At 46.2% G+C, this 14862-nt stretch carries 15 protein-coding genes and 1 tRNA gene; 8 read left to right on the plus strand and 8 right to left on the minus strand.

All coding sequences use genetic code 11. From position 1 onward, the window contains the following. The first annotated feature begins 15 nt into the window (after positions 1-15). The 4 genes from ACFQ45_RS14690 to ACFQ45_RS14705 all read left to right on the plus strand — a co-directional run bounded on the left by ACFQ45_RS14690 (position 16) and on the right by ACFQ45_RS14705 (position 3438). Entirely contained in the window at positions 16-1011 is a 996-nt protein-coding gene (locus ACFQ45_RS14690; RefSeq protein WP_377369011.1) for a phospholipase A, read from the plus strand. Positions 1012-1137: 126 nt separating this feature from the next. Beyond that, positions 1138-1701 (plus strand): hypothetical protein, encoded by a 564-nt coding sequence (locus ACFQ45_RS14695; RefSeq protein ID WP_377369013.1) that lies wholly within the window; start codon positions 1138-1140, stop codon positions 1699-1701. A 148-nt stretch (positions 1702-1849) separates the two neighbouring features. Then, complete coding sequence (locus ACFQ45_RS14700) at positions 1850-2365, plus strand: phosphatase PAP2 family protein (RefSeq protein WP_377369015.1); 516 nt, start codon at positions 1850-1852, stop codon at positions 2363-2365. Then, positions 2362-3438: an MJ1255/VC2487 family glycosyltransferase gene (locus ACFQ45_RS14705; protein WP_377369017.1), complete on the plus strand. Its 1077-nt coding sequence runs from the start codon at positions 2362-2364 to the stop codon at positions 3436-3438. Before ACFQ45_RS14700 ends, ACFQ45_RS14705 begins: the two co-directional genes overlap by 4 nt. Before the next feature lie 71 nt (positions 3439-3509). Here ACFQ45_RS14705 and ACFQ45_RS14710 read toward each other — a convergent pair whose 3' ends face one another. Further along, positions 3510-4409, minus strand: coding sequence for a dienelactone hydrolase family protein (locus ACFQ45_RS14710; RefSeq protein ID WP_377369019.1), 900 nt, complete (start codon positions 4407-4409; stop codon positions 3510-3512). A gap of 126 nt (positions 4410-4535) precedes the next feature. Here ACFQ45_RS14710 and folM point away from each other — a divergent pair, with 126 nt between their 5' ends. Together folM and folE are read left to right on the plus strand one after the other, a co-directional pair. After that, positions 4536-5309, plus strand: a complete 774-nt coding sequence (gene folM / locus ACFQ45_RS14715) for a dihydromonapterin reductase (protein ID WP_377369021.1) — start codon at positions 4536-4538, stop codon at positions 5307-5309. 53 nt (positions 5310-5362) lie between these two features. Further along, complete coding sequence (gene folE / locus ACFQ45_RS14720; protein WP_377369023.1) at positions 5363-6046, plus strand: GTP cyclohydrolase I FolE; 684 nt, start codon at positions 5363-5365, stop codon at positions 6044-6046. A gap of 68 nt (positions 6047-6114) precedes the next feature. On the opposite strand, the gene ACFQ45_RS14725 is transcribed toward folE, so the two are convergent. Further along, positions 6115-6984 carry a carboxylate/amino acid/amine transporter gene (locus tag ACFQ45_RS14725; protein ID WP_377369025.1) on the minus strand — a complete coding sequence of 290 codons (870 nt, stop codon included), beginning with the start codon at positions 6982-6984 and terminating at the stop codon, positions 6115-6117. Between the two features lie 194 nt (positions 6985-7178). Here ACFQ45_RS14725 and ACFQ45_RS14730 point away from each other — a divergent pair. Then, positions 7179-7263: transfer RNA gene (locus tag ACFQ45_RS14730), tRNA-Leu, on the plus strand. A 123-nt stretch (positions 7264-7386) separates the two neighbouring features. Here ACFQ45_RS14730 and ACFQ45_RS14735 read toward each other — a convergent pair. Together ACFQ45_RS14735 and ACFQ45_RS14740 are read right to left on the minus strand one after the other, a co-directional pair. Continuing rightward, entirely contained in the window at positions 7387-8619 is a 1233-nt protein-coding gene (locus ACFQ45_RS14735) for an MFS transporter (RefSeq protein ID WP_377369028.1), read from the minus strand. Positions 8620-8746: 127 nt separating this feature from the next. Further along, positions 8747-9655, minus strand: coding sequence for an AraC family transcriptional regulator (locus ACFQ45_RS14740; protein ID WP_377369030.1), 909 nt, complete (start codon positions 9653-9655; stop codon positions 8747-8749). A gap of 202 nt (positions 9656-9857) precedes the next feature. On the opposite strand from ACFQ45_RS14740, the gene exaC reads away from it, so the two are divergent. After that, positions 9858-11375, plus strand: coding sequence for an acetaldehyde dehydrogenase ExaC (gene exaC / locus ACFQ45_RS14745; protein WP_377369032.1), 1518 nt, complete (start codon positions 9858-9860; stop codon positions 11373-11375). Between the two features lie 78 nt (positions 11376-11453). Here the strand turns inward: exaC and ACFQ45_RS14750 are convergent, their stop codons facing one another. From ACFQ45_RS14750 to ACFQ45_RS14765, 4 genes are read right to left on the minus strand one after another with little or no spacing between them, the layout of a single operon-like run. Further along, complete coding sequence (locus tag ACFQ45_RS14750; RefSeq protein WP_377369034.1) at positions 11454-11720, minus strand: amphi-Trp domain-containing protein; 267 nt, start codon at positions 11718-11720, stop codon at positions 11454-11456. Then, a complete protein-coding gene (locus ACFQ45_RS14755) occupies positions 11720-13045 on the minus strand; it encodes a metallophosphoesterase (RefSeq protein WP_377369036.1) in 1326 nt (441 codons plus the stop codon). The genes ACFQ45_RS14750 and ACFQ45_RS14755 overlap by 1 nt, the downstream gene beginning before the upstream one ends. 27 nt (positions 13046-13072) lie before the next feature. Beyond that, positions 13073-13771 carry a histidine phosphatase family protein gene (locus ACFQ45_RS14760; protein ID WP_377369038.1) on the minus strand — a complete coding sequence of 233 codons (699 nt, stop codon included), beginning with the start codon at positions 13769-13771 and terminating at the stop codon, positions 13073-13075. Further along, entirely contained in the window at positions 13768-14841 is a 1074-nt protein-coding gene (locus tag ACFQ45_RS14765; protein WP_377369040.1) for an HprK-related kinase B, read from the minus strand. The genes ACFQ45_RS14760 and ACFQ45_RS14765 overlap by 4 nt, the downstream gene beginning before the upstream one ends. Positions 14842-14862 lie beyond the last annotated feature (21 nt).

Here is a 14862-nt window from a genome sequence, read left to right on the forward strand (position 1 = left end):
CATGAGGATCAATGGATGCCTTGGATTAAGCGAAGTCTATTTTGGCTTTATGTACTGTCGTTTCCGGCCTTTGCCGTAGAAGATACCCAAGCAACGAGCACTGGAAGTGTCAAAAACTCTGAGGTTCCCGCCCAATCGGAAGACAATGAGGCATCAAAAAATGTGCCTATCCTAAAGGAGCCGGAAGTTCCTGAGCCGATTGCAGTTCGGGCTAAAAAAGCAAATGGTCTAATTGAGCAAAGGGCAGCACGGGAGCGTGCCACGGTCGATGACCCGTTTGTTTTAACGCCCCATCGACCTAACTATTTCCTGCCTTTTAGTTTTACTCATGATCCGAATGATCGTGAATCCCAACAAGGTATTGAAAATGACAACTTGCAGGACATAGAGTTTCAGTTTCAATTCAGTGTGAAGTTTCCAGTGGCAACAAGTATCGCTGGTGAGAACACGACTCTTTGGTTTGCTTACACCCAGAGGTCCTTTTGGCAGGCCTACAACAGTAATGCTTCTGCTCCGTTCCGTGATACTAACTATGAGCCAGAAGCCTTTATTGTGACTCAGCCAGATTTAAGCTTTTTTGGAACAAAACTGACTTATCTAAATTATGGTATCAACCATCAGTCTAATGGGCGTCAAGATCCATGGTCCCGTTCTTGGAACCGCTTGTTTTTATCCTTTGTGTTTGAAAGGGAGAATACGGTTTTTGCTTTCCGCCCTTGGTATCGCATCCCCGAATCCTCCGATGATGACAACCCGGATATTGAACGTTATCTAGGTTATGGGGATATCCAGATCGCCCATGTGATCGATGATGTGACCTATGACGTCTTGCTGCGAAACAACCTTCGAAGTGATAACAAAGGTGCCATCCAATTAGGGGTGAGTTTCCCGCTTTGGGGGAAAGTGCGTGGTTATGCTCAATACTTTGAGGGCTATGGTCAATCCATGCTGGATTATGACAACTATACCCGTACCTTAGGTTTGGGCTTTATGTTGACGGGGTGGCTCTAACCCTCGTTTGTTAAAATGGCCAATTCTCCTTAAGGGTAAATACTCTAAAGAAGTTGCAATAAAGGTGCACTAAAACTGTCACATTTAGACGGTATGGTGTAAGGCAATTAACTCAAGGAGACAACCATGAAAAAAATAACTTTGCCTACACTGGGTCTTATTGCCGCATCTGTATTGCTAACAGCCTGTGGTGGAAACGTAAAATCAAATGATTCTATGGCTGCTCAAAGCGCACCTATGAATAATGATGACCTTTATGAAGTGCACGATGACGGTCGCATTTATGTCTTTGATGACCGTGATGTTTATGAAGAGTTTCTGACTGTCGGCGAAACCTCTTTCCGTAAAGTACGTATTGGCGATGGACCAAAAGGCGAGACGGTGGTCTTTGGTCTAACTAATGAAGACAAGAAGAAAATGTCCGGTATCGCTAGCGTTGAAATGTTTGATGGTGACCTAGCGGGTGCAGAAGACTTCTATGGCGAAATGCGTATGGAAGGCCGAATTTACGTATTCCAATCTCTTGAAGAAATGAATACGGCTCGTGTTGTTGGTGAAGTACCACTGCGTTACACAGATATCGCGTCTGGTCCAAAGGGTGAAACCGTTGTTTATGCCCTAAACAATGAAAACAAGAAGCAGCAACCAAGTGATTTGATCGCCAAATTCAAATCTGTAAACGGACTTTAATGCTCTAAATAGAAATTCATTAAAGTTTCGGTTCCCTAAAAAGCCCCGCTCAGCGGGGCTTTTTTGTCATAAAAGCATCACTGAAGTGCAACCAAAGTGACACCCCCTGTGGCTATTTTTAAAGTACACAAAAGGATCGGGAGGTGTCATGAACATACTTACCAACATTCATAATTTAGATGTTTCGACGTTTTACTGGCTGATGGCACGCAAAAATCGTCAACTGATGACCCGTTTAAGCCGCGTGGTATCCATCTCTGCTGACGGTCCTTTGTATGTAGTGCTCGCTTTGGCATTTTGGACAACGGGGCATCAGGATTGGGCTTGGTTGCTGGCAATGGGGTTCACCCTTGAGCGCATCTTATATTTGATCCTTAAAAAAGGGTTTAAACGCAATCGCCCCGCTGACATTTTAGAGGATTTCACCAGCTTTATTCGTCCTTCTGATCAGTTCTCTTTTCCATCAGGCCATACTTCTGGTGCCTTCTTTATGGCCTACTGTGTAAGCGAGTGGTTCCCCGGATTAAGTATTTCCCTATACAGCTGGGCAGTTATGGTGGGTATGTCTCGGATTTTTCTAGGTGTGCATTTTCCAACAGATACTGTAATGGGAGCTTTACTGGGAAGCATTTGTGCCGCCTTGGCTTTTGGAGTCGTAGCATGAAGATTCTTTATGGGGTACAAGGCACTGGTAATGGACATATCACCCGCGCACGAGCGTTAAGTGTGGAGTTTAAGCGTTTGGGTGTGGAAGTGGACTATTTGTTTTCGGGGCGAGCAAAAGAAGACTATTTTGATATGGATTGCTTTGGTCCATATCAGGCCTTTGAAGGACTCTCTTTTGTGGCCAAAGATGGGCAAATTGATCTATGGGCGACCTATCGTAAAGCCAGTTTAACCCAGCTGATAAAAGACGTAAGAGGACTGGATTTATCGTCCTATGATTTGATCATTACTGACTTTGAACCTGTCACAGCTTGGGCAGCTAAGCGTCAAAACAAGCCATGTTTTGGGATCGGTCACCAATATGCATTTGGCCATGACATACCAAAGTACAAAGGGGATAAGCTGGGAGGATGGATTCTTTCTCGGTTTGCACCTGTCTCTCGTTCCGTAGGGGTTCATTGGCATCATTTTGGAAAGCCTATCTTGCCGCCAATTATTCAGCGGCACCCACAAATGGGGCATCCTCAAGATGATCAAGTGTTGGTCTATTTACCCTTTGAAAACAGTGAAGAGGTCATGGAGTGGCTAGAGCAGGTACCAGAGTATCGCTTTCGATTACATTGCAAGGATATTGAGCCCGGGTGCTATGGCAATGTAGAGGTGTTTCCGTTTAGTCGAGATGGCTTTCAAAAGAACCTTCAAGAATGCCAATCAGTATTGTGTAACGCGGGTTTTGAGTTGAATTCAGAAGCTTTGTATCTTGGACGTCGTATATTAGTGAAACCACTTCATGGGCAGGTTGAGCAGCTTTCCAATGTGATTGCTTTAGAACACTTAAAGTTTGCACAGGGAGCCTATGAGCTGAATGGCTCGGTGATCGCCAGTTGGTTGGCATCTTCTAAAGTAGTGAAGGTGGATTACCCTGATGTGGCGAAAGCTATCGCAGAATGGATCGCTGCCGGAGCAGAAGAACCCCTAGAAAGCATCAGTGAGCAACTGTGGCGCTCCATGACTGCCACCAAGAGCGTGGACTTCCATCAGCTCCCGATAAGTATGTCTATTGCAAGCTAAAGCGCATAGCTGGCAAAAGTTGGATCTAAACAAAAAAGGGCCCTTGAGGGCCCTTTTTTCATGCTGAGAATTTAGCTTAAATGGCTGTTGAAGAAGGATAGGGTGCGTTCCCATGCGAGCTCTGCACTGGCTTCATCGTATCGAGCTGTGGAGTCATTATGAAAGCCATGGTTAACTCGTTCATATTCATGGGCAGTGTAATCCACACCGAGTTCTTTTAGGGCCGCTTCGTATTCAGGCCAAGTGGCATTTACGCGCTGGTCTAGCTCAGCAAAATGGAGCAAAAGAGGGCCTTTCATTTGTGATAGATCTACTGTTGGTGGCGTGCCATAGAAAGGTGCTGCGGCGTTAATGACGTCTGGCATGGTGGCTGCCAGTTGATTGGACACATATCCCCCAAAACAAAAACCTACCACACCCACTTTGTCAGTGGTCAGTTCATGGGCTTTTAGGAATCGCGCTGCATCTGAAAAATCCCCCAGAATCTTGTCACGATCAAGCTCTCGTTGCATGGCGCGTCCTTGATCGTCATTACCTGGGTATCCACCTAAGGGGAATAGAGCATCTGGCGCAAATGCCACATATCCCGCCTTTGCTGTGCGGCGGGCCACATCTTCAATATAGGGGTTTAAGCCACGGTTCTCATGAACCACTAAGACCGCTGGCGCTGGGGTTTCTGCGGTAACGCCTTTGGGAATGACAAGATAGCCACGGGCTTTACCGTGACCATTCGGTGCGTCAATCTCCACATATTGAGCAGTGATATCAGGATCGTTGAAGGATACCTGCTCTGCTAAAGCGTATTTTGGGATTAAAGCAGATGAAATCGCTGATACAGTTAACCCGGCAACCCCTAAAGTAGACACGCGACGCAGAAATGTTCGTCGATCAATGTCACCGTGGGCGTATTCGTCATACCAGTCAAATGCTTGTTGTGGGATCTGCAAAGGGCGGATCTCTTGCTTATTCATGATGACGCTCCTGTCGAAAGGCAATAGTTGTGGAAAAGAGTAGTATTCAAATTAGACTAAAACTTGAACCAACACCTTATTTACTACGTAAATATCCTAAGTATGGATTCATTGAGTGCGCTTACTATGACAATAGAAACAACTAATTTGTGCCCCGCAAATGAGACTGCGACACTGCCAATATTGGTAACAGGTGGAGGGCGACGGCTAGGATTAGCCCTAGTGAATGCTTTGTTAAAAGAAGGGCAGACTGTTATTACCACCTATCGCACCCACACGGCTGTGATTGAAGATTTAAAAGCACAGGGGGTCCATTGTATTCAGGTGGACTTTAACGAGGCTGATGACGTAACCAGACTTACAGATGAGGTTTTAGCCGAGTACCAAGGCGGTCTCAGGGCTGTCATTCATAATGCTTCGGATTGGGTATCTGAGGAAGATGGTGGTGACCCGATGGCGTTAATGACACGTATGTGGCAAGTGCATGTTGCTGCGCCGTATCAAATCAATTTGGCGCTGGCACCTTTACTTGAGAAGGCCGAGTCAGCCTTGGGTGAAGCAACGGACATAATACATTTAACCGATTATGTGGCGGAAAAGGGGAGTGATAAGCATATTGCGTACGCATCTAGTAAAGCAGGCCTTGCCAATTTAACGTTATCCTTTGCCAGTAAATTGGCACCAAAGGTTAAAGTAAATGCCATTGCGCCATCCCTATTAATGTTTCATCCGGGAGACAATGAGGAATATCGGCAGAAAGCGTTAAATAAATCGATATTATCTATTGAACCGGGTGAACAGGAAGGGGTTGCAGCGGTACAATATGTCCTAAGTAGTCGTTACATGACTGGGCGGACATTGTCCTTAGACGGAGGTCGTCATTTGGCTCGGCGAGGTTAAACGATCCACCTTTGACGTCATGAATGAACGAATTAGCTAGTTAGGGTATTGATATGAAAACTGCGACGGCAGAAACCAACAAAGTAAGCACACTTCCTCTATCAGATGAGGCCGCACGCGTGCGTGATGCCTTGATTAAGCATGGTCTAGAAACGCCAATGATCGAAAATGGGCTTTCTACAGAGGAAAAATACCAACGTATCAAGGCGGCATTTGAAGATGTGGTATACACACTGGGTCTTGATATTAATGACGACAGCTTGTCCGAAACGCCACACCGTATCGCCAAAATGTACGTTAAAGAGATTTTCTCTGGTTTGGATTACAGCCAGTTTCCGAAGATCACTGTCATTGAAAACAAGATGAACGTGGACGAGATGGTAAAGGTCAGTGATATTTCTTTCACCAGCACCTGTGAGCATCATTTCGTCACCATTGATGGGTTGGCAAAAGTCGCTTACCTGCCAAAGAACAAGATTATTGGTTTGTCTAAGATCAACCGTATTGTACGTTACTTTGGTCAGCGTCCTCAGGTACAAGAGCGACTGACTCAGCAAGTACTGGTGACGCTGCAGACCTTGTTGGAAACCGATAACGTTGCGGTCAGCATTAATGCGACCCACTACTGTGTAAAAGCGCGTGGTGTGATGGATGCGAGTTCTTCGACCCAGACAACCGCTTTAGGTGGCTTGTTTAAACGCAGTGACAAAACTCGTAGTGAATTTTTGGCGAGCTAGTTGCCTAGACGTCTATAAAAAAGGGAAGCCATGGGCTTCCCTTTTTTGTTTAAGGCTAAGAGCTTGATTTAAGCCGCCACGGGTTGGCGATTTTTAGCAAACCATTGGTTGATGTACAGGGCGGAGATGATTACCGCACCGCCAATGACCAAGCGCACAATATCTGCATCTCGGTTCCAGAACACTAGATTTACCAAGATACCCGCAGGAATCAGTAGGTTGTTTGCCACAGCTAGTGCCCCCACATTGACCAAGGTGGCACCCTTGTTCCAAGCGAAATAACCTAAACCGGATGCAATCACGCCGAGGTAAACCAGAATGCCCCATTGCAATGAGGTGGTGGGAAGTTTTTCCATGTTGCCAAGGGCTAAAAAGCAAGGAACGACGACAATGAAAGCGCCGATGAAGAACCAGCCAAACAGCGTCAGCTGTGGCAATTGCGTCTGGCTGCTTTCAATCAAGCGCTTGTAGGCAACCTGACCTAAGCCAAAGCAAAGGTTTGCTCCTTGAACCATCAAGAAGCCTTGTATGAAGCCTTCATCAATACCTTGGTAGCGAATAGCTACCGCACCCGCTACGGCGATCAGAGCGCTGATGATAAAACCCACATTAAAGCGTCGTTCTAGTAAATCATTGATCAGAGTGATGTAGATAGGCGTCATCACTGTAAAAAGCAGCACTTCTGGTACCGATAGAAACAAGAATGATTGATAGTAAAAGCCATACATAGCCCCCAACTGGATTGCACCAATGGCCATCAGTTTTAGCGCAACAGGGCGAGGGGTTTGACGAAACTTGATGAAAGGTAAAAATACCAACATGGCGAGAGAAACTCGCATCAATACTGAAAACCAGGCATCCACTTGGCCAGCAAGGTAAACACCGATTAGGCTAAAGGAAAAAGCCCACAAGCCTGTTACGGCCAACAAAATCCACATAGTAACGACTCCTAAAAACAATGGCGGCATTATAGGGATTCGTATCTTATTTTGATAGTAAACTCATGGGTTAATGTTGGTTTACTAATGTGTGTTGTGTGAGTTTTGACAGTGGGTGTTAAAAATATTTAAAAATATTTCTGATAATCTCTTGACCCAAAAAATTTCATCCCTATAATGCACCACCATTCCAAGCGGGAGTGGTGGAATTGGTAGACACGCTGGATTTAGGTTCCAGTGCTTCACGGCGTGAGAGTTCGAGTCTCTCCTTCCGCACCAAATTTAAAAAAGCCGATCTATTTAGATCGGCTTTTTTTATGCCTGTCATATAAGAAACCAATCGCTAGGGCGTGTTTGAGCGTCACGAAAACCTGAACGAAAAAGCGCCCGAAGGCGCCTTTGTTATGCTTTATTCTCTGTTTCGTTTTCCAAGCTATTGCGGTGCAGTAGGTTAGGGAACAGATACATCCAGACCCCCACCACAGCAAGAGTTCCCACACCCCCAATCACTATGGCGGGAACGGTTCCAAAGAGCGCAGCGGTGGCGCCCGATTCAAATTCCCCTAACTGATTTGAACTTCCGATGAAAATTGAGTTAGCGGCACTGACCCGACCGCGCATATCATCTGGCGTTTCAAGCTGTACCAAGGTGGAACGAATCACCACACTGATCATGTCAGAGGCCCCTAGTACAAAAAGTGCGACCAGTGACAGGATCAAATGTTGTGACAAACCGAATACTATCGTCGCCACACCAAATATGGCGACGGCCCCGTACATGATCTTACCGACACTGTGTTTTAGGGGATGGCGGGCGAGGTAAATCGACATGAGTAATGCCCCCACCGCCGGCGCGCAGCGCAAGAGGCCCAATCCCCAAGGCCCAGTGTGTAAGATATCTTTCGCCACTATGGGTAGCAAGGCCGTTGCCCCACCTAGTAACACAGCAAACATGTCCATGGAAATGGAGCCAAGGATCAGCTTGTTGTTTTTAATGAACCGTAAGCCCCCCAAAAGATGGGCAAGATCCACAGGAGTCTTGTGTTTTACCACATAGTTATAGCGCAAGAAGAACATGATCAAGCATGACACAAGAAAACAAGTCATGCTGGTTAGGTAAAGAGTTGAGGCCCCCAAGAGGTAAATCAAGCCACCTAAGGCTGGCCCCACAATCACGGAGATTTCTCTCGCTGAGGCAATGGCACTCACGGCCCGCGACAAATATTGCGAGGGTACTAGGTTGGGTAAGATGGCCTGACTTGCTGGCATCTCAAACGCTCTGGCTGTTCCTAAAAGCACAGCGCAGGCGTAAATCATATTAGCCGAAAGGGTATCGGTGAGATTGCCAAAGGCAAGAATCCCCACCGTAGAAGCCATGGTTAAACGTGTACAGATACAGATAATGCGGCGGTTATAACGGTCTGCCACATGGCCGATGACCAAGGTTAATAACAGATGAGGTAAAAATTGAAACAAACCGACCAACCCTAGCGCTAATGCGCTGTTGGTAAGTTCATACATTTGCCAGCCAATTCCTACGGACAGCATTTGGAAGGCGAACGACGAGGCAATCTGCCCCACCCAAAAGTGAACAAAGTTACATTGCTTGAACAACGAGGTGTCGAGCGATGACATGGAATCCCTTAACGAAAGGTCTGGTGAAACCCAGTATGCGGTTAGTTAATTAAGTCAACTATACAAAGTTGCTGTCATAGAGGCCATAAAAAAGAGCCTCCAAAGAGGCTCTTCAGTTCGTTTTTGCTTAATTTACTGAGTGCTGGGCTTGTCTTGGGGTGATGCCAAAATGTTGATGGAAGCGACGGCTGAAATGGCTCAGGCTTTGATATCCCAGCTCAACACTGACTTCGGTTACAGACCGACGTTGTTTTAGTCGCTGTAACGCAATGGCCATGCGACGCTGGTGTTGATATTCATTAGGCGTGCAGCCTAGGTGGCGTTTGAATTCTTGGTAAAAACGGCTGCGGCTCATGCAAGACAAACGGCTAATCTGATCGATGTCTAAGGGTTGAGAAAGATTGTTTTCAATGTGGTTCAGCGCTTGGGTGAGGCCACTGGCATCGGGCATGGCTTTGGTAAATTGCAACAAAGCTTCTCGACCGTGATGACGCAAAATGCGTGTGACCAGTTCACTGACACCAAAATCTACCAGCAAGTCACGGTCTGGATCGTTTTGCACAAAGTCACTGACTAGCCGGTCGATGACTTGTTGCGTGGCTTGAGTATGAAGCGTATGCAGTGGCTTATTGGGATCCAGTGGTGCGATCTGTGATAACCCATTCGGATTCATCACATCGTTCATGCGATCGCAAATTTGCGCGATACGTTCTTTGGAAATCTCAACGGTCAGACAGGTAGTTGGTAGCTCTAAACGTGCCTCAGGGAAATCGATAAACACCTCTTCATCTGGGGCAAGGATGAAGGATTCATGGGGCATAAAAGGGATGTCTTCTTGGTAATGGGTATGCATTACCTTAGCGCCTTTGATCATGCCACAGTAAAGCAGAGAATCGGCTTTTAAACTGACCCGTTGGGCTTGCTCATAGGTATCGTAAATACTGAGCTCCGCATGGGGGCCAGCAAAACACACGCGGTTTTCTACCAGCTGAGTAGGCTGTCGTAGCGTGTTTAGGTTGGCTAAATTCTGAGTCATACACACCCCTATTATTTGTTGTTTTGGCGGTGATGTTTCGCGTAAAGACACTCATCATGTACCTAAGTATAGAAGCTGGTCAATAAGATATGGATTCAGAGACAACTTATTTAGACTCTCAGGCAAGTATCTTGTTTTGCATCCGTCTACATTGAAGTCATACACATGACATCCAAACAACAAAAACAATGGAGCAAACAGTATGATCTACGCTAAACCTGGTTCAGAAGGCAGTGTTGTTACCTTTAAGGAACAATACGGAAACTTCATTGGCGGCGAATGGGTCGCCCCAGTTAAAGGCCAATACTTTGACAATATTAGCCCTGTTGATGGCAAAGCATTTTGCCAAATCCCTCGTTCCACAGAAGAAGACATCAATCTTGCCCTAGATGCTGCCCATGCAGCTAAGTCCGCATGGGGTAAAACCTCCGTTCAAGCACGTTCCAAAGTACTCCTAGATATCGCTGACCGTATTGAGCAAAACCTAGAGCTACTGGCTGTAGCGGAAACCTGGGATAACGGTAAAGCCGTCCGCGAAACCTTGGCAGCAGACGTACCCTTGAGTGCTGATCACTTCCGTTACTTTGCTGGCTGTATGCGTGCCCAAGAAGGCTCCATCGGTGAAATCGATGAAAACACCGTGGCCTATCATTTCCATGAGCCATTAGGCGTGGTTGGTCAAATCATTCCTTGGAACTTCCCATTACTGATGGCTGCTTGGAAATTGGCACCTGCCTTAGCCGCTGGTAACTGTGTCGTACTTAAGCCTGCGGAACAAACTCCTGCATCGATTTTAGTGTTGGCGGATTTAATCAAAGATCTATTGCCAGCAGGGGTTCTAAACATCGTGAACGGCTATGGCGCTGAAGCCGGTCAAGCCCTAGCAACCAGCAAGCGCATTGCCAAAATTGCCTTCACTGGGTCTACGCCAGTGGGTTCACACATTTTGAAATGTGCGGCGGAAAACATCATCCCATCGACGGTCGAGTTAGGTGGTAAATCTCCGAACATTTACTTCAACGACATCATGAACGCAGAAGATGAGTTCATCAGTAAGTGTGTGGAAGGGACCGTTTTAGCGTTCTTTAACCAAGGTGAAGTATGTACTTGTCCGTCTCGACTGCTCGTGCAAGAAGATATTTACGATGACTTTATCAAGCTGGTGATTGACCGTATCGGTCAAATCAAACGTGGTAACCCATTGGATACAGACACCATGGTGGGGGCTCAAGCCTCTGAAGAGCAGTTTGATAAGATCTTAAGCTACTTGAAAATCGGCCGTGATGAAGGTGCTGAGGTGCTTATTGGTGGTGATTCGGAAGTCATTGATGGCTTCAACGATGGTTACTACATCAAGCCAACCTTGCTAAAAGGTTCCAACGACATGCGCGTGTTCCAAGAGGAGATCTTCGGTCCAGTCGTAGCGGTTACGACCTTTAAAGACGAAGCCGAAGCATTGGCGATTGCTAATGACACTGAATTCGGTCTTGGTGCGGGGGTATGGACTCGTGACACCAATCTTGCTTATCGAATGGGACGTGGTATCGAAGCGGGTCGTGTATGGATGAACTGTTATCACCAATATCCAGCCCATGCTGCATTCGGTGGTTACAAGAAATCCGGTGTAGGCCGTGAGACCCACAAGATGATGCTCGACCACTACCAGCAAACGAAAAACATGCTAGTGAGCTACGATATCAACCCACTTGGATTCTTCTAATCGTTAACTGTTCTGACACCCTCGTGAATTCCTATAATTCACCTTTAGCCCCTTCGGGGGCTTTTTTATTGTCTGATGTTAGGATATTTTAGGGCCTTTTTTAGGGAGTGCTTTGGGCTGTCGCTCCCAGCGTACCTTGATTTCAAACTGTTGTTTTTGTTCTTCTTCGCTGGCTTCTACTTTGACTTGTAGTAATCCTTCAGGCTCTATTTTTAGTGATCCTTCATGCTCGTCACTGAACTCTAGTTGGCCCTTACTCAGTCCATTTGAGAGAGCTTCTAACAAAGCACGGACATCATCTGTCGTTAACAAAGATTCGTGTTTAAATTCGGTTTTGGATTTCATTATGCTGCATACAATAGGGTGAATTGTTCGGGGTCTAGTACTTTGATACTGGGGTAATCACAACTGATTCCGACAATACCTTGTTCTTTATTAATCAAGGTGGCGCCTACGCCAGTGCCTTCTAAACCTTCTAATTGTCTTGAATTTCGATCTAGGGTGATGTCCGCCTCAATATGAATAAGGCCTTTTTTAAGGGCGAGCCGTTGGCCTTGTACGCGGTTTACGTGTCCTTGAACCACGGCTTTAACACCGGATTTATGGATGGCTTTCACGCCTTTTTCGGTTAAGGGTAGATCTGCATCTCGGTATTTAGTGCGGAAGGTGTTTGCAATGGAGCTGTAATAAAAACCAAACAAGTCGCGGCGCTTCAGATTTTTATGGAAAGCTTTATTAACGTACTTGGTGCCATTCTTTAGCAACATTTGACTCATGATGTCATCGAGTCCTGCATGTAAAAACAAGAATGAACCACGTTTGGTTACCAGTTCCATTTTGCGGAAGAACCAAGAGAATTCACCCTTTTTGCTTAGAAATAGCTTTTGGCAGTGGAGTGCGGCAGCGTAAACGTGGCGCAAGGATAACCCCGCATCCAGACAATGACGTTCAAATTTTTCGACCTTGGAGTGCATTTTTTTGACTTCACGATCAATCCCTTCAGCAGTTAGGAAGCCTGCTGCATGGAAGGGAAACTCGTTAAACCAGTGTTCATCTGGAAATAGCTTGCGGCGACAGGTGTCTTCATCTGGGATCTTTTTACCCCAATCCGTACCTTCTAGATACTGCTCAAAGACCTCTTTAAACAGTGGGACAATTTTTTTGCCCATACGCACAAATAAGTGTTGGTTACCAGCGTCCTTCTTGCGCTTCATGGAAAGTAGGCCCATTCTCAGGCGCAAGTCATGGTTGCCAGCCAGAAGCGTGATCTTGGCTTTGACCTTGTACAGGGCTTTTATGCTGCGTAGTAGGTCTAAATTGCTAGGGCCCTTGTCTAAGCAGTCGCCACCTATGATGACTTCTACGGATTTACCATAAGCTGTCAAACTGAAATCACCCAGCTGTTCCGAGGTCTTCTCGATCACTCCAGCAGCCACTAAGGACATTTCAAAGGCTTCTGCGTCAGCGTGGGGATCAGAGATAAACACCACAGGCTTCTTTGGCCATTGGCATTCTTTTTTATGCAAGGCTTTGGTCACAAGAGGCAAGTTGTTCGTGTGATCATTACGAGAGCCCTTATCTGTCGGCCAGTTTTCCCATTGGGTTGGCAAGCGTTGAATTACCTGTTGATGAAAGGGCGTATTTTCAATGGTTATAAACGTTGGTTGCATGATTTCGGACCTATTGGATTGGACGTTTCAGTCTGGTACATCATGGATTTGACGATGCTTCCAGTCGCCATACAGCTGTGCTGGTGGCTGTTGAGAATCGCTAAACTCCAAAACCACTGGGTGTCCATAGTGCATACTTAATTTTTTAATATCGCAAAATGGGATGACATTTAAGTGAAAAGCGGCGTGGCGCATGGCCGCACCATGGCCGACAAATAATTTAATCTGACCTGAGGCGTGTTGTAACTCAGCTGTTTGCCATTGTGTAATGTGCTGCGCAACACGATCTCCTGCTTGCATCAATGACTCAGCACCATCAAAAGGCAGGCAATAATGGCTATCAGATTTCCAGCCTGTAGGAGGCGCTGAAAAACGTGGATCCAACTCTAAGATACGCTCAATTTCGTCAATAGGTAGATTAGCTACTGCCCCAACACTTCGCTCACAGAGACAAGGAAGTTGAGAGAGGGTTACGTCACCCTGAAAATAAGGCGCTAACTCTTCTTTATAGATGTTAGCCGTTTGCCAAGCCCTAAGCAGGGTAGAGCAGTCAATAACAGGATGAAGTCGAAGGCCAGAGGTTTTGAGGAACTGGGCGAACTCTTGTGCTTGTCTCCGTACTTCTTGCACTCCACTGACGGTCAATCCATAGGGCTGCAGAGCACTGGGAGTATTGCTTAATTGTTCATAGGCTCCGTGACGAATTAGGGCGCATCGTTGGATCATAATTGCTCCATTAACTCATAGGCCCGATCAAAATCCACTTTCCCTGTTAGACGAAAAACCTTCACTCCTTTAAGTGCTTCATGGTATCGATCAAAGCTATCTATCTGGGTAAGATCTTCGGCAAATTGCCCATCTGAATTGAGATAAAAGGGCCCAGGGCGCTTTCGTAATCCATCAATGGCGGTCAGCTCTTCGGTGAGGTCAATTGGTTCCAAAGTGGTGTCTGATGTGCTGCTATGTGACCAATCCAGCATGATTAAGTTGGCCAGTTGTCCTTGAATCTTTACTCGCTCTGGCCCGTATTCTTGTTCAATTTGGACGTCGTATTTTTCTTCTAAATGCCAAAGTGCTTCAGAGCTTAGTTGTTCTAGTTCTGCTTGGCGATTAAGGGGTAATAGGTGTCGCAAACGAGGGGAGTTAAGTAGGGTGCCTGGATTGACGCGGGGCATTTTGGCTAAGCCAACTGCCCATGACTGGTTTGAAACTTGGTTAATCAAGATGCGGTCATTAGTAACAAAGTCTCGATCAGGGTGCTCCAGGCAGCGCAGCATTAAGGTCGATTTGCCTCCTCCAGAGCTGGCGGCTATTGCTGTTAGCTGATTACCTCGAGCAAACGCTGCAGCATGCCCCAGTGCATACCCTTGTTGTAAATAGTGGTTTAAAAATTGGTTGTTGATGAAGTTTACAATCTGAGCCACATTCTCTAAGCAGGGGCCGACAGCAAGGGGGTGGCTTAGGTTCTGTAGAAAGCACATTCCTGTCTTAAACTTGTGAATCCAGCGGCCTTTATCGGTATCTATATAGCCTTCTTTTTTACCTTGTTTTCCACCTTCTCGAGGTACGTCTAGCCAGTCGTTTGACAGACCCATGGCAGGTTGTTGCACAAGCGTCAGTGTCAGAGTTTGGGTGGGCGTTAGGCTAAAATTAAAGTAGCTGCAGTAATAGGTTTCAAGTTCGTCTAAAAGTGCTGAGGCATTGGTATATACCAATACCTCAACATGACCAAACCGAAATGATCTGGTAAAACGACATTCCGTTAACGCTGATTGAATTTGATGGCTGTTGTTCAAGTCGGAAATCATTGTGATTAT

Source organism: Rhodanobacter aciditrophus (assembly GCF_042679525.1).
Taxonomy (GTDB): domain Bacteria; phylum Pseudomonadota; class Gammaproteobacteria; order Pseudomonadales; family Marinomonadaceae; genus Marinomonas; species Marinomonas aciditrophus.